25 protein-coding genes are annotated in these 25,445 nt (G+C 61.5%); 15 read left to right on the forward strand and 10 right to left on the reverse strand.

Translation table 11 applies throughout. The features are described from left to right. The first annotated feature begins 55 nt into the window (after positions 1 to 55). Positions 56 to 1,294, forward strand: coding sequence for an OpgC family protein (locus QMO80_RS13650; RefSeq protein WP_283197063.1), 1,239 nt, complete (start codon positions 56 to 58; stop codon positions 1,292 to 1,294). 51 nt (positions 1,295 to 1,345) lie between these two features. On the opposite strand, the gene QMO80_RS13655 is transcribed toward QMO80_RS13650, so the two are convergent. Then, positions 1,346 to 1,699, reverse strand: coding sequence for a VOC family protein (locus tag QMO80_RS13655; RefSeq protein WP_283197064.1), 354 nt, complete (start codon positions 1,697 to 1,699; stop codon positions 1,346 to 1,348). 440 nt (positions 1,700 to 2,139) lie between these two features. After that, on the reverse strand, positions 2,140 to 3,903 hold the full coding sequence (locus QMO80_RS13660) for a glucan ABC transporter ATP-binding protein/ permease (RefSeq protein WP_283197065.1): 1,764 nt from the start codon (positions 3,901 to 3,903) through the stop codon (positions 2,140 to 2,142). Positions 3,904 to 4,222: 319 nt separating this feature from the next. Here QMO80_RS13660 and QMO80_RS13665 point away from each other — a divergent pair, with 319 nt between their 5' ends. The 3 genes from QMO80_RS13665 (at position 4,223) to QMO80_RS13675 (ending at position 9,414) form a co-directional block, all read left to right on the forward strand. After that, positions 4,223 to 4,978, forward strand: coding sequence for a LuxR family transcriptional regulator (locus QMO80_RS13665; protein ID WP_283197066.1), 756 nt, complete (start codon positions 4,223 to 4,225; stop codon positions 4,976 to 4,978). 216 nt (positions 4,979 to 5,194) lie between these two features. Further along, the gene (gene pyc, locus QMO80_RS13670) at positions 5,195 to 8,659 is read left to right on the forward strand and encodes a pyruvate carboxylase (protein WP_283197067.1); all 3,465 of its coding nucleotides are present in this window, start codon (positions 5,195 to 5,197) and stop codon (positions 8,657 to 8,659) included. A gap of 182 nt (positions 8,660 to 8,841) precedes the next feature. Then, complete coding sequence (locus tag QMO80_RS13675) at positions 8,842 to 9,414, forward strand: NADPH-dependent FMN reductase (RefSeq protein ID WP_283197068.1); 573 nt, start codon at positions 8,842 to 8,844, stop codon at positions 9,412 to 9,414. A gap of 55 nt (positions 9,415 to 9,469) precedes the next feature. On the opposite strand, the gene QMO80_RS13680 is transcribed toward QMO80_RS13675, so the two are convergent. The 4 genes from QMO80_RS13680 to QMO80_RS13695 all read right to left on the reverse strand — a co-directional run bounded on the left by QMO80_RS13680 (position 9,470) and on the right by QMO80_RS13695 (position 12,910). Beyond that, positions 9,470 to 10,231: an amino acid ABC transporter ATP-binding protein gene (locus tag QMO80_RS13680; protein ID WP_283197069.1), complete on the reverse strand. Its 762-nt coding sequence runs from the start codon at positions 10,229 to 10,231 to the stop codon at positions 9,470 to 9,472. Next, positions 10,228 to 10,908, reverse strand: a complete 681-nt coding sequence (locus tag QMO80_RS13685) for an amino acid ABC transporter permease (protein ID WP_071085912.1) — start codon at positions 10,906 to 10,908, stop codon at positions 10,228 to 10,230. Before QMO80_RS13685 ends, QMO80_RS13680 begins: the two co-directional genes overlap by 4 nt. Positions 10,909 to 11,113: 205 nt before the next feature. Next, positions 11,114 to 11,887, reverse strand: a complete 774-nt coding sequence (locus QMO80_RS13690; RefSeq protein WP_283197070.1) for an amino acid ABC transporter substrate-binding protein — start codon at positions 11,885 to 11,887, stop codon at positions 11,114 to 11,116. A gap of 153 nt (positions 11,888 to 12,040) precedes the next feature. After that, positions 12,041 to 12,910 (reverse strand): DMT family transporter, encoded by an 870-nt coding sequence (locus tag QMO80_RS13695; RefSeq protein ID WP_283197071.1) that lies wholly within the window; start codon positions 12,908 to 12,910, stop codon positions 12,041 to 12,043. A 208-nt stretch (positions 12,911 to 13,118) separates the two neighbouring features. Here QMO80_RS13695 and QMO80_RS13700 point away from each other — a divergent pair, with 208 nt between their 5' ends. The 4 genes from QMO80_RS13700 to hisC all read left to right on the forward strand — a co-directional run bounded on the left by QMO80_RS13700 (position 13,119) and on the right by hisC (position 17,676). Further along, entirely contained in the window at positions 13,119 to 13,895 is a 777-nt protein-coding gene (locus QMO80_RS13700) for a DeoR/GlpR family DNA-binding transcription regulator (RefSeq protein WP_283197072.1), read from the forward strand. Positions 13,896 to 13,960: 65 nt separating this feature from the next. Then, a complete protein-coding gene (locus QMO80_RS13705; RefSeq protein ID WP_283197073.1) occupies positions 13,961 to 15,148 on the forward strand; it encodes an MFS transporter in 1,188 nt (395 codons plus the stop codon). A gap of 199 nt (positions 15,149 to 15,347) precedes the next feature. Next, positions 15,348 to 16,598, forward strand: a complete 1,251-nt coding sequence (gene ispG / locus QMO80_RS13710; protein ID WP_283197074.1) for a flavodoxin-dependent (E)-4-hydroxy-3-methylbut-2-enyl-diphosphate synthase — start codon at positions 15,348 to 15,350, stop codon at positions 16,596 to 16,598. A gap of 16 nt (positions 16,599 to 16,614) precedes the next feature. Beyond that, positions 16,615 to 17,676 carry a histidinol-phosphate transaminase gene (gene hisC / locus QMO80_RS13715; protein ID WP_283197075.1) on the forward strand — a complete coding sequence of 354 codons (1,062 nt, stop codon included), beginning with the start codon at positions 16,615 to 16,617 and terminating at the stop codon, positions 17,674 to 17,676. An 8-nt stretch (positions 17,677 to 17,684) separates the two neighbouring features. Here the strand turns inward: hisC and QMO80_RS13720 are convergent, their stop codons facing one another. Further along, positions 17,685 to 18,599, reverse strand: coding sequence for a polyprenyl synthetase family protein (locus tag QMO80_RS13720; RefSeq protein WP_283197076.1), 915 nt, complete (start codon positions 18,597 to 18,599; stop codon positions 17,685 to 17,687). A gap of 134 nt (positions 18,600 to 18,733) precedes the next feature. Between QMO80_RS13720 and mtgA the strand changes: the two genes are divergently transcribed. From mtgA to QMO80_RS13745, 5 genes are all read left to right on the forward strand, one after another. Beyond that, a complete protein-coding gene (mtgA, locus tag QMO80_RS13725; RefSeq protein WP_283197077.1) occupies positions 18,734 to 19,471 on the forward strand; it encodes a monofunctional biosynthetic peptidoglycan transglycosylase in 738 nt (245 codons plus the stop codon). Between the two features lie 95 nt (positions 19,472 to 19,566). Beyond that, entirely contained in the window at positions 19,567 to 20,289 is a 723-nt protein-coding gene (locus QMO80_RS13730) for a DUF1868 domain-containing protein (protein ID WP_283197078.1), read from the forward strand. 13 nt (positions 20,290 to 20,302) lie between these two features. Further along, positions 20,303 to 20,950: a glutathione S-transferase family protein gene (locus tag QMO80_RS13735; protein ID WP_283197079.1), complete on the forward strand. Its 648-nt coding sequence runs from the start codon at positions 20,303 to 20,305 to the stop codon at positions 20,948 to 20,950. Positions 20,951 to 21,106: 156 nt separating this feature from the next. Beyond that, positions 21,107 to 21,292: a 50S ribosomal protein L32 gene (gene rpmF / locus QMO80_RS13740; RefSeq protein ID WP_003543812.1), complete on the forward strand. Its 186-nt coding sequence runs from the start codon at positions 21,107 to 21,109 to the stop codon at positions 21,290 to 21,292. 256 nt (positions 21,293 to 21,548) lie between these two features. After that, positions 21,549 to 21,956, forward strand: coding sequence for a hypothetical protein (locus tag QMO80_RS13745; protein ID WP_283197080.1), 408 nt, complete (start codon positions 21,549 to 21,551; stop codon positions 21,954 to 21,956). Here the strand turns inward: QMO80_RS13745 and phaR are convergent. Beyond that, entirely contained in the window at positions 21,951 to 22,523 is a 573-nt protein-coding gene (gene phaR / locus QMO80_RS13750; RefSeq protein ID WP_003567563.1) for a polyhydroxyalkanoate synthesis repressor PhaR, read from the reverse strand. The two genes, QMO80_RS13745 and phaR, sit on opposite strands and share 6 nt — an antisense overlap. A 238-nt stretch (positions 22,524 to 22,761) precedes the next feature. Here phaR and QMO80_RS13755 point away from each other — a divergent pair, with 238 nt between their 5' ends. Together QMO80_RS13755 and QMO80_RS13760 are read left to right on the forward strand one after the other, a co-directional pair. Next, complete coding sequence (locus QMO80_RS13755) at positions 22,762 to 23,943, forward strand: acetyl-CoA C-acetyltransferase (RefSeq protein WP_283197081.1); 1,182 nt, start codon at positions 22,762 to 22,764, stop codon at positions 23,941 to 23,943. A 68-nt stretch (positions 23,944 to 24,011) separates the two neighbouring features. Next, positions 24,012 to 24,737 carry a beta-ketoacyl-ACP reductase gene (locus QMO80_RS13760; RefSeq protein ID WP_283197082.1) on the forward strand — a complete coding sequence of 242 codons (726 nt, stop codon included), beginning with the start codon at positions 24,012 to 24,014 and terminating at the stop codon, positions 24,735 to 24,737. A gap of 90 nt (positions 24,738 to 24,827) precedes the next feature. Here QMO80_RS13760 and QMO80_RS13765 read toward each other — a convergent pair whose 3' ends face one another. Together QMO80_RS13765 and QMO80_RS13770 are read right to left on the reverse strand one after the other, a co-directional pair. Then, entirely contained in the window at positions 24,828 to 24,986 is a 159-nt protein-coding gene (locus tag QMO80_RS13765) for a hypothetical protein (protein WP_283197083.1), read from the reverse strand. Positions 24,987 to 25,174: 188 nt separating this feature from the next. Then, complete coding sequence (locus tag QMO80_RS13770) at positions 25,175 to 25,435, reverse strand: glycine zipper domain-containing protein (protein ID WP_003543792.1); 261 nt, start codon at positions 25,433 to 25,435, stop codon at positions 25,175 to 25,177. Positions 25,436 to 25,445: the final 10 nt, after the last annotated feature.

Consider the following 25,445-nt stretch of genomic DNA (forward strand, 5'->3'; position numbering starts at 1 on the left):
AGGGAACCCTTTTGGCCGTCGTCGCGTTTGCAAATCGGATAATAAGGAGACAACCATGGCTAGCACGCCGACAGAAGCCGTCGTCACCGGGCGCAGTCCCCAATCTGCAGCTGCGCCGATGCGTGACACCAGGCTCGATGTCTTGCGCGGCGTGGCGCTGATCATGATCTTCATCAATCATGTTCCCGGACAGATCTTCGAATATGTAACGACGAAGAATTTCGGTTTCTCCGATGCTGCCGAGGCCTTCGTGCTGATCTCGGGCATCGCCGTCGGCCTCGCCTACGGTTCCGGGTTCCGGCCCGGCAATCGGCTGAAGATGGCGGTCAAGGCGGCAAAGCGCGCCTTCACGCTTTATCTCGCTCATATGATCACCACCTTCATGACGCTGGCGCTGTTCATCTCCGGCGCATGGCTGTTTCACCGGCCGGGCCTGCTGGTTGAAATCAACATCCTGGCGGTGCTGATGAACCTGAAGGAGGGTATTCCGGCGCTGCTGCTGCTCGGCCACCAGATCGGCTACAATAATATTCTACCGATGTACGGCGCGTTGATGCTGATGGTGCCGATCATCCTGCTCTTGAATGCGCGCAGCCCGTTGCTGGCGCTCGGCGTCTCCGGCACGGTCTGGCTGCTTGCGGGCATCTATGAGGTGGCGCCGCACAATATGCTGATCGAGAGCTACTGGTTCCTCAATCCGCTTTCCTGGCAGTTCCTGTTTACGATCGGCATCGTTTCGATGCTGCATATCAAGCGCGGCGGCACGATCCCGCGGCATCCGCTGCTGTTTGCGGCTGCGGCCGGCTACGTCGCGCTGTCCTTCGTCTGGGTGACCGGCCATCTCTGGGTCTTCGGCAATTCGCTGGCAGCCCTTGGCCTGCCGCCTGTTATCACCGGTTTCGACAAGACCTTCCTGTCGCTGCCGCGGCTGCTGCATGTGCTGGCGCTGACCTATCTCGTCATCAGCATTCCGGCGTTCTCGCGCATTCTGCGCCGTCCTGCGGATCATCCGCTGACCATTCTCGGCCGACATTCGCTGAACATCTTCGTCGCCGGCACGATCCTCGCCATGATCGGCCAGGTGGTGCTCTATATCACCAACAAGGACCCGCTGGTCGGCCCGCTCTTCGTGATCGCCGGCGTGGCGACGCAATTCTCCTATGCCTATTATCTCGAACGCAAGCGCCAGCAGGGCAAGGTCAAGGGCAAACTCGTCACCGAGCCGGCCACCATTCCGGTTCCCGTCCGCATCGGCGGAACGGCCAACGCCTATCGCCGCAGCGATCGGAAATAAGCCTCGGATGCACCTGTGACATGAAAGAGCCGGTGGCCAATGGCCGCCGGCTCAATTTTTATGGACGAGAATGTTCACCAGCTTGCCGAGCGGATCGCGCACATAAAATCGCCCGACACCCCAGGGCTCGTCGGCCGGCCCATACTCGATCGGAAAACCGGCTGCCGACATCGCCTGGAACACGGCATCGAGATTGTCGACTTCGATCGATAGATCAGGCACCGGCGTTCCGGAACCGCCTTCCCTGGCGATGCTCAGCTGGATGTTCATCGGCCTCTCCGCGCCGAAGGTCGTGATCCAGCCGTGATCCATGACGACGTCGAGACCGAGGATATCCTGGTAGAAGCGCTTGGCCGGCGTGATGTCGGGCGCCTCGATATTGGCGACGATGCGCAGGACCTTCATGGGCTTTCTTTCCGATGCTTGGTGACAAGGCGGAAGGTAGGAAGATCGGCAGGGTGGTCAATCGGTATGGATTGGAATCGAGACGTTGCGGCGTGTGAGCCCCCCTCTGCCCTGCCGGGCATCTCCCCCACAGGTGGGGAGATCGGCCAGTGGTTGGCCCTCAATCCCTCTCTGCTGCCGTGCGGAACATCAGTTGGTCATTGTTTGGGGAAACCATCGCGCCCAGCCGATCTCCCTCCTTGTGGGGGAGATGCCCGGCCGGGCAGGGGGGGTAGCCACACGGCACAGTGCCGATGCATATCGTCCACAGGGGTATTGGGAGAAAGCAAATCTCAAAGCATGGCATATGAATGCAGTTCGATACAGCCGCTTAAACCCGCCAAACAAAAAAGGCCGGAAGGGAACTCCCCTTCCGGCCTTTGTTTGGAAATCCGAAGCGATCAGGCGGCTTCGGTGGTGTGGGCCTTGCGGACTTCTTCGTCGGTCAGGATGCCGCTGGCGCGCAGCAGGGCGGCGAAGCGGCCGTTGCTGTGGCTGAGTTCATCGAAGCTGCCCTGTTCGACGACGCGGCCGTCATCCAGGAAGAGCACCATATCGGCTTCGCGGACCGTCGACAGGCGGTGGGCGATGATGAAGGTGGTGCGATTCTCACGCAGATTATCGATCGCCGACTTGACGCGGGCTTCGGTCTCGACGTCGAGCGCCGAGGTCGCCTCGTCGAGCACCAGGATCGGCGCGTCCTTGAGGATGGCGCGGGCGATGGCGATGCGCTGGCGCTCGCCGCCGGAGAGCTTGTTGCCGCGTTCGCCGACATGCGTATCGTAGCGATCCTCACGGGTCTCGATAAAGTCGGCGGCGGCGGCAGCCTCGGCCGCACGGCGCATTTCCTCTTCGCTGGCACCTTCGCGGCCGAGGCGGATATTGTCGCTGATCGAACGGTTCAGCAGGCCCGCATCCTGGAAGACGGTGGCGATGTGGCGACGCAGCGACTTGCGGGTCACCTTGGTGATATCGGTGCCGTCGACGAGGATCTGGCCGCCCTGGGCGTCGTAGACACGCTGCAGCAGGTTGACGAGCGTCGTCTTGCCGGCGCCGGTCGGGCCGACGATCGCGACCGTCTGGCCTGCCTTCACCGAAAAGGAGACATTGTGCAGGCCCTGCGAGCTGTTGCCGAAGCCGAAGGAGACGTCGCGGAATTCGATCGCACCCTTGACGTCCTTGATCTCGCCGTTGCCGGCCGGTTCTTCGCGTTCACGCACCGAGTCTTCGAGCGTATAGAATTCCTCGAGCTTGGAACGGGCTTCGAAAATCTGCGTGGCGAACTGGCGCATCAGGTCGAGGCGGCCGATCAGCAGGTTGGCAAAGCCGATGAAGGCGATGACGTCGCCGACGCGCAACTGGCCGGCCTGGACGAGCATGGTGCCGATGATCAGCACCACCATCATCGCAATGGTCGACGCCATGCGGTTCAGCGCGCTGGCGATCGCCCACCAGTCGAGCACCGGATACTGGGCCTCGAGCAGGCGGTCGGCGAAGGATTTCAGCGCCCGGGTTTCAGCCTCGATGCGGTTGTAGCTGTGCAGCACCGAAACGTTGCTGATCGAGTCGCTGACGTGCGAGAAGACGGTGTGATAATGGTTTTCGACCGAAGCCTGGCCGTCTTTGGTGCGGCTCATGACGACGCGGCCGATCAGCCAGTAGGCGACGGCGAGAACCATGAGCACGGCGGAAAGGCGCAGGTCCATCGACATTGCGGTCGGGATCAGAAGGGCAAGCGCGATGACCGTCGACAGATGGTTGCGCATGAATTCCAGCCAGAGGCCGAACAGCGTTTCGCAGGCGCGCAGCAATGTATGCAGCGCGTTGGAAGTGCCGCGCTGATGGTGCCAGCCAAGTGGCATGGAAATGATCCGGCCGAAGGCTTCCGTCAGCAGCGTCGCCCGCCGGCCATGGGCCAGCCGGTCGGCCTCGCGGGCGACCAAGACGAAGGCTATCGTGTTGAAAACGGCGAAAGTCGCCCACATGAAAAGGATAGGCTTGACCTCACCCTTGCCGGAAATCGCATCGATAATGCGACCGAACAGGATCGGCTCGGCGATGGTGATCGCTGCCAGAACGATGTTTGCCACCACGACCAGGGATACGCGCAGCTTGTAGGCGCCAAGATAGCGCAGAGCTCTTGCATAGACCTTGAATAGCGTCACGTGGAACCTCTTGTGCATCTGCGAAAACGGGAAGATGCGATGCTACAAAAGGCTACCTGAACCGGCGATTAACGGCCCATTCAGGCTTCAATCCAGGCGACGATTAACCCGATGGTACTATCGCAGGATGCGACGAGATTGGCTATAGCGCTGAAATTGCTGGTCGGCTATACCCCGCAACAATTTGCGCTTGCATTTTAATAAATGTTTAGCGCAGCATTAAATTAGAGACTGCATTTTTTGAAAGACCGTTTCGCGACCAATTTGAAAGCCGCCGACGGCCTCGATGCGGGTGTCACGTCCGGGCAAGGGGCATTTTGTGAATATCAATTTGTTAATTCAATTGCTTATAATTCTGGAAGAATCTCCAAACCCTCGGGCCGTGGTCACCGAGCTCGAGCAGGTGATCGACGATTGCGGCTTCGAATATTACGGCCTGCTGCGCCATTTGCCGCAAAATCCGGTGCAGCAGAATCCAGAACCCCGGGCTGCGGCGCTTGCCGGCCGCTGGCCGGAACAATGGCCGCAAATCTATACCGCGAAAAAATATGTCCTGATCGATCCGATGGTGCGCTATCTCGTCCATGCGCAGCGGCCTTTCCGCTGGCGGGAGAGTTTGGCCGCCTTCGGCAAGGATGCGCAGCAGCGCCGTATGGAGCAGATGATGGTCGATGCCTTCGGTCACGGGTTGGAAGACGGTTATATCTTTCCCGTCCACGGACGGAACGGCATTCTCGGCAGCCTCAGTCTCGCCGGCAAACCTGTCGAGCTGTCGCCGGTGGAGATCGCCCTGTTCGAGGCGGTGGCGCGCAAGAGCTTCTGGCGATTGCTCGAGCTGAAAGACGAGGCGCAGGCGCTGGAAACCGTGCTGCCGGCCGACACGCCGCTGACGCGACGCGAAATGGAGATCCTGCATTATCTCGCCGAAGGCATGACCTCGATGGAAATCAGCAAGATGCTGAAGATCTCAAACCACACCGTCGACTGGTATATGAACGGCTTGCAGAACAAGCTGAAGGCGAAAAACCGGCAGCAGGCGGTGGCGCTTGCCTTCCGTCACCGCCTGATCAGCTAAAACATGATACCGAAAGTGTGCGCGGCTTTCATGCTAGCTCTCTGATTTCGATCGGGATTCGGATCTGGGCCGATCCAGCCTGACGCCATATGTCTTCAGAATGGCGAGAAATTGCATTTCGCAGTCGCAAGAGAAATTGAACTTCCTGTGACAAGAAGTTAAGAATTTCCTTCGCGGGTGCAGCATGCCCGCGTCTGAACGTCTGAGGAGACCGTTTTGCCCATTTCCAAGATTCTCGTTGCCAACCGCTCCGAAATTGCCATTCGCGTCTTCCGCGCGGCCAACGAGCTTGGAATAAAAACCGTGGCGATCTGGGCTGAAGAAGACAAGCTGGCGCTGCATCGCTTCAAAGCGGACGAAAGCTATCAGGTCGGCCGCGGCCCGCATCTTGCCCGTGATCTCGGGCCGATCGAGAGCTATCTGTCGATCGACGAGGTGATCCGCGTCGCCAAGCTCTCGGGCGCCGACGCTATCCACCCGGGTTACGGCCTGCTGTCGGAAAGCCCGGAATTCGTCGATGCCTGCAACAAGGCCGGCATCATCTTCATCGGCCCGAAGGCCGATACGATGCGCCAGCTCGGCAACAAGGTCGCGGCGCGCAATCTGGCGATCTCGGTCGGTGTGCCGGTCGTGCCGGCCACCGGGCCGCTGCCCGACGACATGGCCGAAGTGGCGAAGATGGCGAAAGAGATCGGTTATCCGGTCATGCTGAAGGCTTCCTGGGGCGGCGGCGGGCGCGGCATGCGCGCCATCCGCGATCCGAAGGATCTCGCCCGTGAGGTAACCGAAGCCAAGCGCGAGGCGATGGCGGCCTTCGGCAAGGACGAGGTCTATCTGGAAAAGTTGGTGGAGCGTGCCCGCCACGTCGAAAGCCAGGTTCTCGGCGATACGCACGGCAATGTCGTGCATCTGTTCGAGCGTGACTGCTCCATCCAGCGCCGCAACCAGAAGGTCGTCGAGCGGGCGCCGGCGCCCTATCTCTCAGAGGCGCAGCGCCAGGAACTGGCCGCCTATTCGCTGAAGATCGCGGCGGCCACCAATTATATCGGCGCCGGCACCGTCGAATATCTGATGGATGCCGATACCGGCAAATTCTACTTCATCGAGGTCAACCCGCGCATCCAGGTCGAGCATACGGTGACCGAAGTCGTCACCGGCATCGACATCGTCAAGGCGCAGATCCACATCCTCGACGGTGCTGCGATCGGCACGCCGGAATCCGGCGTTCCCGCCCAGGCCGACATCCGCCTCAACGGCCATGCGCTGCAGTGCCGTATCACCACCGAGGATCCCGAGCACAATTTCATTCCGGATTACGGCCGCATCACCGCCTATCGCTCGGCGTCGGGCTTCGGCATCCGCCTCGACGGCGGCACCTCCTATTCCGGCGCCATCATCACCCGTTATTACGATCCGCTGCTCGTCAAGGTGACGGCCTGGGCGCCGAACCCGTCGGAAGCGATCAGCCGCATGGACCGGGCGCTGCGCGAATTCCGCATCCGTGGTGTGGCCACCAACCTGACCTTCCTCGAAGCGATCATCGGCCATCCGAAATTTCGCGACAACAGCTACACCACACGCTTCATCGATACGACGCCGGAGCTGTTCCAGCAGGTCAAGCGCCAGGACCGCGCGACGAAGCTCTTGACCTATCTCGCCGACGTCACCGTCAACGGCCATCCTGAGGCCAAGGACCGGCCGCGGCCGCTGGAAAATGCTGCCCAGCCGGTCGTTCCCTATGCCAGCGGCAACGAGGTGAAGGACGGCACCAAGCAGCTTCTCGACACGCTCGGCCCGAAGAAATTCGGCGAATGGATGCGCAATGAGAAGCGCGTGCTTCTGACCGATACGACGATGCGCGACGGCCATCAGTCGCTGCTTGCCACCCGCATGCGCACCTATGACATCGCCCGCATCGCCGGCACCTATGCGCATGCGCTGCCGAACCTGCTCTCGCTCGAATGCTGGGGCGGCGCCACCTTCGACGTTTCGATGCGCTTCCTGACAGAAGATCCGTGGGAACGGCTGGCGCTGATCCGCGAGGGGGCGCCGAACCTGCTCCTGCAGATGCTGCTGCGCGGCGCCAACGGCGTCGGCTACACCAACTATCCCGACAATGTCGTCAAATATTTCGTCCGCCAGGCAGCCCGCGGCGGCATCGATCTCTTCCGCGTCTTCGACTGCCTGAACTGGGTCGAGAACATGCGGGTGTCGATGGATGCCATCGCCGAGGAGAACAAGCTCTGCGAGGCGACGATCTGCTATACCGGCGATATCCTCAATTCGGCCCGCCCGAAATACGACCTGAAATATTATACCGACCTTGCCGTCGAACTGGAAAAGGCCGGCGCCCATATCATCGCGCTCAAGGATATGGCGGGTCTGCTGAAGCCGGCGGCGGCGAAGGTTCTGTTCAAGGCGCTGCGCGAGGCGACCGGCCTGCCGATCCATTTCCACACGCATGATACGTCGGGCATTGCGGCGGCAACCGTGCTTGCCGCGGTCGAAGCCGGCGTCGATGCCGTCGATGCGGCGATGGATGCGCTCTCCGGCAATACTTCGCAGCCCTGTCTCGGCTCGATCGTCGAGGCGCTGCGCGGCTCGGAGCGCGATCCGGGCCTCGATCCGGAATGGATCCGCCGCATCTCCTTCTATTGGGAAGCGGTGCGCAACCAGTACGCCGCCTTCGAAAGCGATCTGAAAGGCCCAGCCTCGGAAGTCTATCTCCATGAAATGCCGGGCGGCCAGTTCACCAACCTCAAGGAGCAGGCCCGCTCGCTGGGTCTCGAGACCCGCTGGCATCGGGTGGCGCAGGCCTATGCCGACGCCAACCAGATGTTCGGCGATATCGTCAAGGTGACGCCGTCCTCCAAGGTGGTCGGCGACATGGCGCTGATGATGGTGAGCCAGGACCTGACGGTTGCCGACGTCGTCAGCCCCGAGCGCGAAGTCTCCTTCCCGGAATCGGTGGTCTCGATGCTGAAGGGCGATCTCGGCCAGCCGCCGTCGGGATGGCCGGAGGCGCTGCAGAAGAAGGCGCTGAAGGGTGACAAGCCCTATACGGTGCGTCCCGGCTCCTTGCTCAAGGAGGCCGACCTCGACGCCGAGCGTAAGGTGATCGAGACCAAGCTGGAGCGCGAGGTCAGCGACTTCGAATTCGCCTCCTACCTGATGTATCCGAAGGTCTTCACCGATTTCGCGCTCGCTTCCGATACCTATGGCCCGGTCTCGGTGCTGCCGACGCCCGCCTATTTCTACGGCCTCGGGGATGGCGAGGAGCTGTTTGCCGATATCGAACGCGGCAAGACGCTCGTCATCGTCAACCAGGCGATGAGCGCCACCGACAGCCAGGGCATGGTCACCATCTTCTTCGAGCTCAACGGCCAGCCGCGCCGCATCAAGGTGCCGGACCGCGCTCATGGGGCGACGGGGGCGGCTGTCCGCCGCAAGGCCGAACCCGGCAATGCCGTCCATGTCGGTGCGCCAATGCCGGGTGTGATCTCACGCGTCTTCGTCTCTGCAGGCCAAGCCGTCAGCGCCGGCGACGTGCTCGTCTCGATCGAGGCGATGAAGATGGAAACGGCGCTGCATGCCGAGAAGGACGGCACCATCGCCGAAGTGCTGGTCAAGGCGGGCGACCAGATCGACGCCAAGGACCTGCTCGTCGTCTATGGCGGTTGAGCGAAGGGCGTTCTGCTACCGGCGATCTGCAGCCCATCACCCGATTGTGTATTGATCGGGCCGCCCAAAAGCTGATTTTTTCGCAGCGTTAGCCCCCTCCTCGCCTTGCACGGCGAGGAGGCTTTCTCATAGACTTGCGCTCCCACCATCCGTTCCCAAGACCAATCAGGAAATCATCCCCCATGAGCAAGCTGAAGATTGCCGTCATCGTCGGCAGCACGCGTATTGGCCGTTTTGCCGAACATCCGGCCAAGTGGATCGCCGAACTGGCCGGCCAGCGCTCCGATCTGGAAGTCGAGCTTCTCGATCTTCTCGACTACCCCATGCATTTCTTCGGCGAAGCGCGGGCCACGACGGCGGAAAGCGACGCCGCCGAGCGCTGGAAGAAGAAGCTGCGCGAATTCGACGGCTTCATATTCACCGTCGCCGAATACAATCATGCGCCGACAGCCGTTCTGAAGAACGCGATCGATCTCGGTGAATTCATCCAGAAGCCGGTCGGTTTCGTCGGTTACGGCGGCGTCGGCGGCGCCCGTGCGGTCGAGCAGCTGCGGCTGATCTTCGTGGAAATGAGTGCCGCTTCGGTCAAAACAGGCGTCCACATCGCATTCAGCGAATATCTTGCCGTTCTCAAGGAAGGCAAGAGCCTTGGCGATTACGCCCATCTCAACGAGGCTGCCAAGAACCTGCTCGACCAGATCACGTGGTGGGGCAATGCGCTGAAGGCAGCGCGCTCCGTCGTCACCTCGGCCTGAGGCAGGTCGCTTAGACAAAGCGTCTCACGTGAATCATGATTCACGTGAGACATGTTCAGATATCGTAGGTATGGGCGGCGTTGATCGTCGAGATGAAACGCTTGGTGCGTTCGCGCTCGGGTGCCGTGAAGATCGCCCTGGCGCTGCCCGTCTCGACCACGCTGCCGGCCTCCAGGAAGACGACGTCATTGGCGATCTTCGAGGCGAGCCGGAGATCGTGGGTCGCCATCACCATCGTCGTGCCTTCACGGGCGAGGCGGCCGAGAACGTCGACCACTTCGGCCGAAAGTTCCGGATCGAGCGCCGAGGTCGGCTCGTCGCAGAGAAGCACGCGCGGCGACGGCGCCAAGGCGCGCGCGATCGCCACACGCTGCTGCTGACCGCCTGAGAGCGTCGAGGGCCAGGCGTCGGCCTTGTGGGTCATGCCGACCTTGGTCAGCAGCTCCATCGCGCGTTCGCGCGCCTTTTCCTTCTGCCACCTCAAGACCGTTACCAGGCCCTCCATGACATTTTCGATCGCGGTCTGATGCGGGAAAAGCTGGAAGTTCTGGAAGACCATGCCGGTCTGGCGGCGGATCTTCTGGATCGCCTGCCAGCTCGTTCGTTTGTCCGGTGCAAAGCTCAGCGTTTCCTCCCCGAGGCGGATGGAACCTGATGTCGGGATTTCGAGCAGGTTGATGCAGCGCAGCAGCGTGCTCTTGCCGCCGCCTGAGGGGCCGACCAGCGCGGTGACGCTGCCTTCGGGAATGCGGATGCTGATATCCTTCAGGATGACGGCGTCGCCGAAGCGTTTTTCGATGTTGGAAAGCTCGATCATGCATTGGCCTCCAGCATCCCGCCGTATCGCGCGAAGCGGCGTTCCAGCCGTACCTGCAGCTGCGAGAGGACGGAGCTCAGGGCGAGATAGAGCAGCGCCGCCTCGATATAGAGGATCAGCGGCTCATAGGTGGTGGCAACGATGCGCTGCGCCGCCTGGAAAAGTTCCGGCACGGTGATGGCGGCGGCCAGCGATGTATCCTTGACCAGCGAGATGAAGGTGTTCGACAGCGGCGGCACGGCGACGCGGGCGGCCTGCGGCAGAATGGTGCGGCTCATTGCCTGCCGCCAGCTCATGCCGATCGAATAGGCGGCTTCCCACTGGCCCTTGGGCACCGAGGAGATGACGGCGCGGATGATCTCGGAGCTGTAGGCGCCGATATTCAGGGTAAAGCCGATGAGGGCGGCGGGAAAGGCATCGAGCAGGATGCCGATGCTCGGCAGGCCGTAGAAGATCACGAAGAGCTGGACGAGCAGCGGCGTGCCGCGGATGACCCAGACATAGAAACGGGCGATGGCCGCGACAGGCCCCGGGCCGAAAAGCCGGGCAATCGCGGTGATCAGCCCGAGGATCAGGCCGAAGGCGAAGGACAGCAGCGTGAGGGGGATGGTGAAGATCAATCCCGCCCAGAGGAGCGAGGGGAGCGATTCCGCCATCAATTGGAGCCAGTGCGGCAAAAGGGTGCTCCTCTCGTGGATTGGTGGGTCCGAGATGTACCCCTCCCCAACCCCTCCCCACAAGGGGGAGGGACTTAATCCGGCTCCCGCGCGGCATGAACGAGCGACCGAGCTGCAAGTCGAGACGTGTATTTTGAGATGAGGCGGTGCCCCGGCCAAAGCCCTCCCCCTTGTGGGAGGGGTTGGGGAGGGGACTTTCGTGAGCTTACTTCGAAACGTCCTGGCCGAAATACTTGTCGGCGATCTTCTTGTAGGTGCCGTCGGCCTTGATGTCGGCAAGCGCCTTGTTGATTTCGGCAAGAAGTTCCGGCTCGTTCTTGCGGATGATGATGCCGGAATAGTCGGCATTTTCCTGTTCGGCGGCGATCTTCACCGGCGCGTCCGGCTTGTGCTTCTTGAAATCGAGGAAGGAGAGGCTGTCGTTGATCGTCGCGTCGGCGCGCTTGGTCAGCACCAGCTGAATCGACTGGTCGAAACCGTCGGTGCCGACGAGTTCGGCGCCGGCTTCGGTTGCGATCTTGCCGAAATTGCTGGTCAGCGACTGGGCGGATTTCTTGCCCTTCAGGTCGGCGAAGGTCTTGATGCTGTCGTCGCCGTCGCGGACGATCAGCACGGCCTTGGAGGCGATATAGGGTTCGGAGAAATCATATTTCTGCTTGCGGGCTTCGGTGATGCCGACCTGGTTGATGACGGTGTCGTAGCGCTTGGCGTCGAGGCCGGCGATCAGGCCATCCCACTTGCCTTCGACGAACTCGGCCTTGACGCCGAGCTTGGCGGCGACCGCTTCGCCGATCTCGACGTCGAAGCCGACGAGCTTGCCGCTTTCGTCATGATAGGTGAAGGGCGCATAGGTGCCCTCGGTGCCGATCTTGAAGACGCCGGCCGATTTGATCGCGGCGAGATTTTCGCCGGCATGGGCGGGGAGGAGGGCCGCAGCCTGAATGAGAGTGGCGGCGGCAACGGTTTTCAACCAGTTCATTGTTTTATCCATCCTTGGGAGGTTGTGATCGGATGAGGGATAGTTCGCAGAAATTTAGGGCGCCGGAAGCGTAAAAAACTGCGAATAAAAGCAGCAACTGCAAATATTTTTCTCAAGCGGCCGGTTGAGCGGTGAATCTAGAAAGAACAGGCATCACGCCGTGATGCGGCGGCGCAGCCTTTCGCTGACGATGATAATCAGCCCGGCGGCGAGGATCATGGCCGCGCCGAATACGACATTGGGCGTGGGAATATCGGCCCATATCAGATACCCCAGAAGGAAAGCCCAGACGAGGGATGTATATTCGAATGGCGCAAGCACGGAGACCGGCGCCTGCCGCATGCCCTCGAAGAGAGCGAATTGCGCGCAGCCGGCGACGACACCGGTGGCAATGAGAAGTGACAGCTGCGTCATATCCGGGGTCTTCCAAGTGTAGAGAACGGCAAGGCCGGTCATGACAAGGAAAAAGACGTTGGACACGACGAGCTGGACGATGGTCTTCTCGTGCAGCGAGGTCTTGCGCAGCAGCACCATGGCAGAGGCCCAGAGGACGGCCGCCTGCAGGGCCAGATAGACCGGCCAGGAGATGGCGAGGCCGATGGGGTTGCAGGCAATGAGCACGCCGACGAAACCGACGCCGACGGCAAGCCAGCGCGCAGGCGTGACTTCCTCCTTCAGGATGAACCATGCAAGCACGGTGCCGACGACGGGTGCCGCGTAATAGAGCGTGGTCACCTCGGCAAGCTGCAGCCGGCGTGCGGCGGAATAATAGGAAAGCCAGGCACAGAGAAGAAGGATGCTGCGGGCGATCATCGGCTTGATGATCGGCGATGTCATCGTCTGGCGGACAAGCTTGCCGCGGCCAAAGGCGAGACAGCCGACGAGGATGGTGAGACTGCGGAAAAACAGGATCTGCCAGACCGGAATGCTCGAGGTCAGGATCTTGATGATCGCGTCATGGAAGGTGAACGCCATATAGGCGGCGCTCGTGAGCAGGATGCCCAGGCTGACGGAGTTTTTCACGGGAACACCAGGTGGCGGAATGCCGACGGGAAGCGGGGAATGGTCGATCGATATTCCCGGCCCCTTGACCGGTCAATAGGTGATCTTTCTCTCTGGTGGTGGAGCTTTGTTTCAAAACGTCAGGAAACGTGTGTTTGTGCATATTGCGCGCCTGATCATAAGTGTTTATGCACGTTTTAGGTTTTGAGAGAGATGATCCGGTAAAAACATGCATGATTTTTTGTTGCGCGAGCGCCAGGGCGTGATTTCCGAGAGGCTGCGGCTGAATGGCCGCGTGCTGGCGACGGAACTTGCGCTCGAATTCGGCGTCTCCGAAGATACGGTGCGGCGCGATCTGCGCGAGATGGCTGCGGCAGGGCTCTGCGAGCGGGTCTATGGCGGCGCATTGCCGATCCCGCCGGCGCATGGAAGCCTGACGCAGCGGATCGGTTTCGCCGTCGACCGGAAACAGGCGCTGGCGCGCGCTGCGACACAGCAGATTGCCGCCGGTTCGACGGTATTCTTCGATGCCGGCAGCACCAATCTGGCGATTGCCAACGCATTGCCGGCTGAACTTGCGCTGACGGCTGCAACGAATGCGCCGGCGATCGCCGCGGCGCTGATCGACAAGCCTGCCGTCAATGTCATCCTGATCGGCGGAATGGTGGACCGGCAGACGGGCGGTTCGCTCGGTGCCAAAGCCTTGCGGGATATGGAGCAGCTTTCGCCCGATCTCTGCATTCTCGGCGCCTGCGGCGTCGATCTTGAGGCCGGCATCACCGTGTTCGGTTTCGAAGATGCCGAGTTCAAGCGATATGCGGCGTCGAGGAGCAGAAAAGTGCTGGTGGCGGCAACCTCGGAGAAATTCGGCACCGCTGCGCCGCACAGCATTCTGACGATTGCCCATTGCGAATGCCTGGTCGTCGAGCACGATGCCGATCCGGCCGTTCTTGCCGGTTACCGCGAACGCGGATGCAGAACCGTTGTCGCCGAGAAAACGAACTAGGCAGTTGCCATCGAGTTTAGGGAAACCGGGCGCGTGCAAGCCCGGCAATGAGGAAAGACCGGGAAATGGATAGTCAAGTGAATGCGCCGCCGGCAGCTCGGAGCGGCTTCATTACCAGAAGCAGGGCGGCGGTTTCCCTGCTCTTTCTCATGAACGGCTTCGTCGTCGGCTGCTGGGCGCCGAAAATCCCCGATTTTGCCGAGCGGCTGGCGCTCTCCAAGTTCGAGCTCGGGTTGATGATCCTCGTCTTCGGCCTCGGCTCGCTGGTCATGATGCCGATCGCCGGGGCGCAGATCGCCAGACACGGCTCGCGTGTCGTCGTTCGGGCGACGGCTGTCTGCGTGCTGCCGCTGCTCTTGGCATTGACGCTCGCGCCGAACGTGATCACCGGGGCAATCTCGCTCTTCCTGTTCGGCGGGTTCATCGGCGCCATGGATGTGGCGATGAATGCCAATGCGGTGTCGGTCGAAAAATCCATGCGCCGCTCCATCATGTCGTCCTGCCACGCTTTCTGGAGCCTTGGCGGGTTGATCGGCTCGGGTCTCGGCGGCATCGTGATTGCCAAGCTCGGCATTCTCGGCCATGCCGAACTGGCGACCGTGCTGGCGGCGATTTTCCTCGCCGTTGCCTGGCCGATGATCCTGGCGGATCCGCCGCATCCCGATACCAAGAAGGAAAAGACCAGACTGCCGATGGTGCCGCTGCCGTGGCTGCTCGGATTGATGGCCTTGTTCTCCATGGTGCCTGAGGGTGCGGTTCTGGATTGGGGCGCGCTCTATCTCCGCCAGGAAATGGATGCCTCCGTGGCGCTTTCCGGCCTCGGTTTTGCAGCCTTTTCGGCGACGATGGCAGTCATGCGCTTTGCCGGCGACCTGGTGCGCGATCGCCTGGGCGGGGTCAAAACGTTGCGGATCTGCACCTTGTTTGCCATCGTCGGCATGCTGCTTGCCGGTCTGGCGCCCAATGCCGAGATCGCCATTCTGGGCTTTGCCTTTTGCGGCATCGGCATCTCCAACATGGTGCCGATCGCCTTCTCGGCGGCGGGCAACATTCCCGGCCTCAAGCCCGGCATCGGCATCTCGGTCGTCACGACCATGGGTTACTCCGGCATGCTGGTCGCGCCGTCCCTGATCGGCTTCGTCGCCGAGCATGTCGGCTTTGCGGCGGTCTTCATGGCGCTGCCGGTGCTGCTGCTGGTGGTTTTGCTGTTCTCCAAGCTCGCCCACTATGCCGATGGCGTGTCCGGTCACTGAGCCGCCTCCCAACAAAAGTGATATCAGGGGCGGTTGACAAGAAAGCGGTCATGATCCACCTGAAAGGCACTGTTTCTAAAGCGCGGTGCGATCTTTCGGGTTTGCTCCTCGCGCTTCAGGTCTTATTTTTACGCATGTCGTGATCGCAAAACCGCTGCAGATTTTTGCGCGACATGCTTTAGGGGTGCAAGAACTCTCCATGCCGTCAGCCGCCGATTTTGATCCGAAACCGCGCCGTGCTTCCGTTGCCGTCGATGTCGGCGGCGTCATCGTCGGCGGCGGGGCGCCGGTCGTCGTGCAATCGATGACGAACACCGATACGGCCGATATTGATTCGACCGTCGCTCAGGTCGCGGCTCTCCACCGGGCGGGCTCGGAGCTGGTGCGCATCACCGTCGACCGTGACGAGAGCGCGGCTGCCGTGCCGAAGATCCGCGAGCGGCTGTTGCGGCTCGGCATGGACGTGCCATTGATCGGCGACTTCCATTATATCGGCCATAAACTGCTTGCCGATCATCCCGATTGTGCCGCAGCGCTGGCGAAATACCGCATCAATCCCGGCAATGTCGGCTTCAAGGACAAGAAGGACAAGCAGTTCGCCGAGATCATCGAGATGGCGATCCGCTACGACAAGCCGGTGCGCATCGGCGTCAACTGGGGCTCGCTCGATCAGGATCTGCTGACGGCGCTGATGGACGAGAACGCGGCAGCCGGCTCGCCGCTTTCGGCCCGGCAGGTGACCCGCGAGGCGATCGTGCAGTCGGCGCTGCTTTCGGCAGCCCTTGCCGAAGAGATCGGCCTGCCGCGCAACCGGATCATCCTCTCGGCCAAGGTCAGCCAGGTCCAGGACCTGATCGCCGTCAATTCCATGCTTGCCGAACGTTCCAATCACGCCCTGCATCTCGGCCTGACCGAGGCCGGCATGGGTACCAAGGGCATCGTCGCCTCGTCGGCGGCGATGGGCTTCGTGCTGCAGCACGGCATCGGCGATACGATCCGCGTCTCGCTGACGCCCGAGCCGAACGGCGACCGCACACGCGAAGTCCAGGTGGCGCAGGAAATCCTGCAGGTCATGGGCTTCCGCCAGTTCATCCCCGTCGTTGCCGCCTGTCCCGGCTGCGGACGCACGACGTCGACGGTGTTCCAGGAACTGGCTCAAAACATCCAGAACGACATCCGCAAGAACATGCCGATCTGGCGCGAGAAATATCCGGGCGTCGAGGCGCTGAACGTCGCCGTCATGGGCTGCATCGTCAACGGGCCCGGCGAAAGCAAACATGCCGATATCGGCATTTCGCTTCCCGGCACCGGCGAGACGCCGGCCGCCCCCGTCTTCATCGACGGCAAGAAGGCGCTGACATTGCGCGGACCCAATATTGCTGCCGACTTCGAGGCGCTCGTCGTCGACTATATCGAGAAGCGTTTCGGCCAGCGGACGGCGGCAGAATGAACGCCTGGACATTTGCATGAGCCGGTACTGGTCTGATATCGTCAGCAAGCTCCGGCCCTATGTGGCCGGGGAGCAGCCCCGCATCCCCGGTCTGATCAAGCTCAATACCAACGAGAATCCCTATGGGCCGTCTCCAGCGGCGCTCGAGGCGATCGGCCAAGCGGCGGACGATCGTCTGCGGCTCTATCCCGATCCGGCGGCCACGGAACTGCGCGAGACGATCGCCGCCCGTCATGGCCTGACGGCGGATGAAGTCTTCGTCGGCAACGGCTCCGACGAGGTCCTCGCCCATGCGTTTCAGGCGCTGTTGAAACACGAGTTGCCGCTTCTCTATCCCGATGTGAGCTATAGCTTCTATCCGACCTATAGCCTGCTATACGACATCGAAGCGATCGAGATTCCCGTCGATAGCAGGTTCCGGATCCGGCCGGCGGATTATGACCGGCCGTGCGGCGCGATCATCATCCCCAATCCGAATGCGCCGACCGGCATCGGCCTGCCGCTTGCCGACATAGAGGCGCTCGTCGCCGCCCATCCGGATGCGGTCGTGGTGATCGACGAGGCCTATGTCGATTTCGGCGGGGACAGCGCCATCCCGCTCATTTCCAAATATCCCAACCTGCTTGTCGTTCAGACCCTGTCGAAATCCCGCTCATTTGCGGGTCTGCGCGTCGGCTTCGCGCTGGGGCAGCGGGAGCTGATCGAGGCGCTGGTGCGCGTCAAGGACAGCTTCAATTCCTATCCGCTCGATCGCCTGGCGCAGGTCGCCGCGACGGCGGCGCTCAAGGACGAGGCATGGTTCGAGACATGCCGGAAGAAACTCATCGCCAGCCGGGACGGTCTCATCAGCGAACTCGAAGCGCTGGATTTCGAAGTGCTGCCGTCCCAGGCGAATTTTGTTTTCGCTAAAAATAAAGGCCGGTCGGGTGCCGCGCTGCAAGCGGCTCTGCGGGAGCGTGGTGTTCTCGTCCGGCATTTCGCCAAGCCGCGTATTTCGGATTTCCTGCGCATCAGCATCGGCACCGACGAGGAATGTGCCCGTCTGGTTTCCGCTCTCAAGGAAATACTGGCAGCCTGAGTTGCCGTTCAGCTCTTCCGGTCGGCGATGAAATGCGCCGCGGCGATGAGGGTCGAGGCGCGGGCGCCGTAGGGGGCAAGCAATGCCTCGGCATCATGGACGTGCCGGCGGAGCTCGGTCTCGGCCCATTCCATGCCGTGCAGCGCCACGAGCGTTCCCTTGCCGCGGGCGGCATCCTTGCCGGTCGCCTTGCCCATGGTCGCGGCATCCGAGGTCAAGTCGAGAATGTCGTCGGCGAGCTGAAAGGCAAGGCCGATCTTTTCGCCGAAGGCGCGCAGGCGGCGGCGATCTTCCGGCGGACTTGCCGCGATGAGGGCGCCGGCTTCGCAGGCGAAGCGGATCAGCGCGCCGGTTTTCATCGCCTGCAGGCGGATGATGCCCGCCTCGTCAGGAGCCTGCTTCTCCGCCGCGAGATCGAGCGCCTGGCCGCCGGCCATGCCGCCGAGACCGGCGGCGCGGGCAAGCGCCAGCACCAGCGATGCCTTGTTCATGTCGGCAAGCGCCGTTTCCGGCGCGGCAATGATGTCGAAGGCGTAGGTCAGCAGGCTGTCGCCGGCGAGGATCGCGGTGGCTTCATCGAACCTGATATGAACAGTCGGTTTGCCGCGGCGCAGATCGTCATCGTCCATGGCCGGCAGATCGTCATGCACGAGCGAATAGCAGTGGACGCATTCAAGGGCGGCGCCGACACGCAGTGCCGCCTTGGTGTCACCGCCGAGAAGGGCGGCACTTTCGACGACCAGGAACGGGCGCAGCCGCTTGCCGCCGTTCAGCACGGCATAATGCATGGCGCTGCGCAGTGTCTCGGGCCTGGCGATCTCGTCGGAGAGGGCGTTCGGCAAAAGCAATGCGTCGAGCAGCGCCTCGATCTCGCCGGCGTTGTTCTTCAGCCTCGTCTCGAAAGTGTCCCGGTTCGCATCCATGGGCGCTGTTTGGCATGAGCGCCCCCGGGCTTGCAACGGAATTGTCGATGGCGCAGCAAGATTCGCCGCGCACTCTGGCATAAGAGGCCTACAGGCGTTATGAGAACGACAGGAGCGAAATCGGGCTGGGGACATTGGATATAGCGCCGGAGAGAGAGGACATCGCCGACATGCCGGTTCAACGGCAATGGTTCGGAGACCGGCTTGTGCTGAAACGCATCGTGCTTGCGGTGCTGGCGCTGGTGATCCTTCCCTATGCGCTGATCTTTTTTTATCTGCTGCCGTTCATTCACCCGGTCTCGACGCTGATGCTGCGCGATCTCGTGCTGTTGCGCGGTTATGACCGCAGATGGGTGTCGATTGACGAGATCGCCCCGGTGCTGGTGCAGTCGGTGATGATGTCCGAAGACGGGCAATATTGTTTTCACGGCGGCGTCGACTGGGCGGAAATGCGCATGCTGGTCGAAGATACGCTGAAAGGCCAGGCAACGCGCGGCGGCAGCACCATCCCGATGCAGACGGCGAAGAACCTCTTTCTCTGGAACAGCCGCTCCTTCGTGCGCAAGGCGATGGAGCTTCCGCTCGCCGTCTCCACCGATTTCGTCCTGTCGAAACGGCGGCTGATGGAAATCTATCTCAACATCGCCGAATGGGGTCCGGGCATTTACGGCATCGAGGCGGCGGCCCAGCACCATTTCAAGGTGCCGGCTTCGAAGCTGACGCGGCGCCAGGCATCGCTGCTTGCGGTCTCGCTGCCGAATCCGATCGACCGCAATGCCGGCAAACCCGGCCGCGGCCTTCGCCGGCTTGCCGGCGTGATCGAGAGACGCGCCCAGGGTTCCGGCGATTACATCAAGTGCATCTATGATTGAGATCAGAACTTGTCGTTGGTAGCCTCAAGCGTCATCTGACATTCTTGGTTCTGCCATATGGGCGGTGCAGTCCAATCAGAACCCTTGAGTCGCCCATGACCGTTACGATGTTTTCTCCCGAGCTTCTCCTCTATTCGAAGACGCACAATCCGAACCCGCCCGCCCATCTCGGCAGCCGCTATCGCAAGGTCGGCGGCTTTCTGCCGGAGGCCGGCAACACCATCGTCTGTCATACAGAAAAAGGCTCGCGGACGCAGACGGCGCTGATCGAGGCGCGGGAGAAATATCTGGCGATGCCGGAGGCCCGGCAGTTCCTCTTCACGCCGATATCAAGCCTCCACATGACGCTTTTCGAAGGGGCCATCGAGACCAGGCGCCGGCAGGATTGCTGGCCGGTCGATCTTCCGCTCGAGACGCCGATCGCCGACATGACCGAACTGATGGCGGCGCGGCTCGAAGGTTTCTCGATGGCGGCCCCCTTCAAGGTCGCCGTCGTCGAAGCTCGCCCGTCGGGCCTGCTCGTCGACGGAGCGACGGAGAACGACCGCAAGGTTATGCGCGCCTGGCGCGACGCCTTTGCCGATCTCCTCGGTTATCGCCAGCCGAACCACGAGAATTACAAGTTCCACATGACCTTCGCCTATGCGATCGAGCGGCTGGAGGACGAAGCCTTGCCGCGCTGGCAGGCGATGCTCGACGAGGTGGCCGAGGATATCCGCCGCAAGGCCCCTGTTTTCGAGCTGACGCCGCCGGCATTCTGCGTGTTCGAGGACATGAACCATTTCCACGAATTGCTGATCTTCGATTTCGACGCCTGAACGGGAGAGGACCATGGACAGACCGACGCTTTATATCGCCAACAAGAACTATTCCTCCTGGTCGTTCCGGCCTTGGATGGCGCTGACGGGCGTCGGCATCGATTTCGAGGAGGTCCTGATCCCCTTCGACGACGCGGGCGGCAATCCCAATATCAAGGCCGTGTCGCCGACCGGGCGCGTGCCGCTTCTGCAGCATGGCGCATTGAAGATCTGGGAATCGCTGGCGATCATCGAATATGCCGCCGAGCTTTATCCGGACGCCGGCCTTCTACCTGCCGATCGCGCTGAGCGGGCGCTTGCCCGTTCGGTTTCGATGGAAATGCTCTCGAGCTTCCGGGCTCTGCGGAGCGCCTGCCCGATGAATATCCGCCGGCAGAAGGCCAGGATCGCGCTGCCGGATGGGGTCGATGCCGATATCAGCCGCATCGAGACGATCTGGCGGGATCTCCTGCAGCAATCCGGCGGGCCGTTTCTCTTCGGCGCGTTCGGGGTCGCGGATGCGATGTTTGCGCCTGTCGTCAACCGGTTCGAGATCTATGACCTGGTCGACCGAAGCGATACGCTCGCCTATATGCAGACCATGAAGGCTCATCCGGCCTGGCGGAAATGGGAAGAGGCGGCGCGCGCCGAGCCTTGGATCGTGCCGGAAGACGAAGTCTGAACGGAGAATCGTCGGCTTGTCAAAAAATATGCATGGGGACTGGTCAAGGCCGCCCCTTGCATGTATAAGCGCGCAAAATTTCCGAAATCGCGACATGTCCGTTTCGGCCGCCAGTCTGGCCGTGGGAATGTTTTGCCCGCAAGTGGAGTAAGAGAAATGGCTGTACCGAAGAGAAAAACAAGCCCGTCCAAGCGCGGTATGCGCCGTTCGGCTGACGCGCTGAAGGCTCCGACCTATGTCGAAGACAAGAACTCCGGCGAACTGCGCCGCCCGCATCATATCGACCTGAAGACCGGCATGTATCGCGGCCGCCAGGTTCTGACGCCGAAGGAAAGCGCATAATTTTCGATCCGGTTGCCCGATCGACAAGCTTCAAGGCCGGCGTCACGCCGGCCTTTTGCATGCCGGCGATATAATATTTGCAATGACTTGCGGTGAGCCAACGGTTTGCGGCAGTATTCCTCCAGCTGCTAGAACAGGATGATTTTAGGCCCGGTTGGCCTAAAATATGAATCCTGTTCTAAATTAAAGAGTTAGAGCATGATGTCGCCCGAAAACCGCTCACACTTTTCGGCATCATGCTCTAGGGAGATTGCCGATGATAGCCGCAATGCCGCTGATGATTATCCCGTTCGTTCTCTACAATCTGGCGATGCTCGGGCTGATGGGCGATGGCGGTATTCCGGCGCTGCAGCATGATGTCATCGTATTGTCGATGATATCAGGCGCGATCTGGAGCATGGCGCTCGGCGATCTTTTCATCGTCATAGCGCTTGTCGTTCTGTTCTTCGAAATCCTGAAGGCAACCAGAACCGGCCCGGGCAACCTCCTCAACCACATCTTATCGATGCTGGTGTTCATCGCCTTCCTGGTCGAGTTTCTGCTCGTCCGGGATGCTGCGACGCAGGTCTTCTTCATTTTGATGACGATCGCTCTGATCGATGTGATCGGCGGGTTTGCCGTGTCGATCCGGAGCGCCGGGCGGGATGTCTCGATCGGATTATAGGTTGTCGAGTTTGTTCTGAAGGGCGCGGAGCTGTTCCTTCAACTCGTCGATATCCTTGGCTTCGGCCTTGCGGCTCTCCTTGGCGGGCGGCGTCATGAAGGGCGAGAACATCTGCATCGCCTGCTGAAACAGCTCGGTGTTGCGGCGAACCTGGTCTTCGACCATCTGCATCGGCAGCTGCAGGTTCTTGCCGAGCGGCGTTTCGCCGAAGGCGCGGTTCACCTGCTCGCGCATCTGCGACTGCTGTTCGGTGAAGGCGCGCATCGAATGTTCGAGGAAGCTCGGCACGACCATCTGCATCTGGTCGCCGTAATAGGTGATGAGCTGGCGCAGGAAGGAGATCGGGAGAAGCGTGTTGCCGGTCTTCGATTCCTGTTCGAAAATGATCTGGGTCAGCACCGAATGGGTGATGTCATCTCCGCTTTTTGCATCCTGGACGGTAAATTCTTCGCCCTTCTTCACCATCTCCGCCAGGTCTTCCAGCGTGACATAGGTGCTGGTGCCCGTATTGTATAGCCGGCGATTGGCGTATTTCTTGATGACTATCTGACCCTCATGCTTCGCCATATCAGTCTCCTGGACCCCCGTCTGAATTATGGATATTCCTCCACTTCAGACTGTAAACGCAAAAGAAGGCCGGTGACAATCTCTTTGTGCGATGCGGCAAACCTTTCACAGAGCAGATGAATCGGGCTTTCCAGGGCTGCGCCGAAAAATGACGGCGACCGGTCTTCGCGTTTGACTTGCGCTCCAAGCTTTGCCAGTTTCGTCTTATGTAAGTGAGACGAAAACGAGGAGCGTCCCCATGAGCAATTCATCCATCGTCATCGCCAGCGCAGGTCGAACGGCAGTCGGCTCGTTCAACGGCGCTTTCGCAACGGTCCCCGCGCATGAACTCGGCGCGGCGGTCATCAAGGGTGCGCTCGCGCGCGCCGGCGTCGATGCCGGCGAAGTGGATGAGGTCATCCTCGGCCAGGTGCTCGCTGCCGGCGAGGGCCAGAACCCGGCCCGACAGGCGGCGATAAAGGCCGGCATTCCGAAGGAGGCGACGGCCTGGGGCGTCAACCAGCTCTGCGGTTCGGGTCTGCGCGCCGTCGCGCTCGGCATGCAGCAGATCGCCACCGGCGACGCCAAGATCATCGTTGCCGGCGGCCAGGAATCCATGTCGATGGCGCCGCATGCCATGCACCTGCGCGGCGGCGTCAAGATGGGCGACGCGAAGATGGTCGACACGATGATCAAGGACGGCCTGACGGACGCCTTCCACGGTTACCACATGGGTATCACCGCCGAGAATATCGCGCGTCAGTGGCAGCTTTCGCGCGACGAGCAGGATCAGTTCGCCGTCGCCTCGCAGAATAAGGCGGAGGCGGCGCAGAAGGCCGGCCGCTTTGCCGACGAGATCATCCCCTATGTCATCCAGACGCGTAAGGGCGACGTGACCGTCGATGCCGACGAATATATCCGCCACGGCGCCACGCTGGAGGCGATGGGCAAGCTGCGCCCGGCCTTCGACAAGGAGGGCACGGTTACGGCCGCGAATGCCTCCGGCCTCAACGACGGTGCGGCCGCGGCGGTGCTGATGAGCGAAGCGGAAGCGGTCCGGCGCGGCATCCAGCCGCTCGCCCGCATCGTTTCCTGGGCAACGGCGGGCGTCGATCCTTCCATCATGGGCACCGGCCCGATCCCGGCGTCCCGCAAGGCGCTCGAACGGGCCGGCTGGTCGGTCGGCGATCTCGATCTCGTCGAAGCCAACGAGGCTTTTGCGGCGCAGGCCTGCGCCGTCACCAAGGATCTCGGATGGGATCCTGCGATCGTCAACGTCAACGGCGGGGCGATCGCGATCGGCCATCCGATCGGCGCTTCCGGCGCGCGCGTTCTCAACACGCTGTTGTTCGAAATGAAGCGCCGCGGCGCCAAGAAGGGCCTGGCCACGCTTTGCATCGGCGGCGGCATGGGTGTCGCCATGTGCTTCGAAGCACTTTAAACGGCATACGATCCGTCATTGATTGAAAATCCCGCCACGGCGGGGCGAAAACAAAAAGGGAGCGGAACATGAGCAGAGTGGCTTTGGTCACCGGGGGTACACGCGGCATCGGCGCGGCCATATCCGTGGCGCTGAAAAACGCCGGATACAGGGTTGCCGCCAATTATGCCGGCAACGACGAGAAAGCCAAAGCCTTCCACGAAGCCACCGACGTTCCGGTGTTCAAATGGGATGTTTCGGATTACGCCGCCTGCGGCGAGGGGATCGCCAGGATCGAAAGCGAGATCGGGCCGGTCGACGTGCTCGTCAACAATGCCGGCATCACCCGCGACGCGATGTTCCACAAGATGACGCCGCAGCAATGGCACGAGGTGATCAATACCAACCTCACCGGCCTGTTCAACATGACGCATCAGGTCTGGACCGGCATGCGCGACCGCAGCTTCGGCCGCATCGTCAATATCTCGTCGATCAATGGCCAGAAGGGCCAGATGGGTCAGGCGAATTATTCGGCGGCCAAGGCCGGCGATCTCGGCTTCACCAAGGCGCTGGCCCAGGAAGGGGCGGCCAAGAACATCACCGTCAACGCCATCTGCCCCGGTTACATCGGAACCGAGATGGTGCTCGCCGTGCCGGAGAAGGTGCTGAACGAACGCATCATTCCGCAGATTCCGGTCGGCCGTCTCGGCGAGCCCGAGGAGATCGCGCGCTGCGTCACCTTCCTCGCCTCCGACGATGCCGGCTTCATCACCGGCTCGACGCTGACGGCCAATGGCGGGCAGTTCTTCGTCTAACCTACCTCGAAAATCGCAATCGATTTGAAAGCGATAGCGTGTCCTGCCGGATGCGCTATCGCTTTTTGTATGGATGCCCTCCTGAGAGGTTCAGGAGCGGTCGCCGGCGTTCGGGTGACGCCATGGCGGAATCTTGACCGGCACGCGCTGCGGCGAGCGATCCTGGCCGCGAAGAGCTGAGATTGCGGTTGTCAGGAAAGCCAAGGCGATGAGAATGGCGACGGCGGAATTCAGGAAAATCTGACCCATGGAAACGTTCCTTTCAGATGCGCCGGGCGGCTTCGCCTGCCCATGCGCTCATGAAGGAAATATGCGCCTGCCTGACGGAGGTCGGTAGGTTTGGCTTTCGCGACCGATCGTCAACACCGTGTTGACAGGCGGGCAAAGAAGAACGGGCGCCGAAGCGCCCGTTGGGAAGTCCGATATGCTTTTGCCGGTCAGTAGCGGCAACGAGCCTCGTAGCGGCGGCCGTAGCGGTCGCGATAGACGCAATAGCCGCGGCGTTCGACCGACTGGCCGATGAGGGCGCCGGTCAGACCGCCGGCAACGGCGCCGACGGCGGCACCACCCCAGCTGTTGGTGACGGCACCGCCGATGACCGCGCCGGTGCCGGCGCCGATCGCCGTGCCCTGCTCGGTCGCCGTGCAGGATGCCAGGGCGCCGACGAGCGCACCAATAAGAACAATCTTCTTCATCATGTCGTAACTC

Origin of the sequence: Rhizobium sp. BT03 (assembly GCF_030053155.1) — a bacterium.
In the GTDB taxonomy this organism is placed as follows: Bacteria; Pseudomonadota; Alphaproteobacteria; order Rhizobiales; family Rhizobiaceae; genus Rhizobium.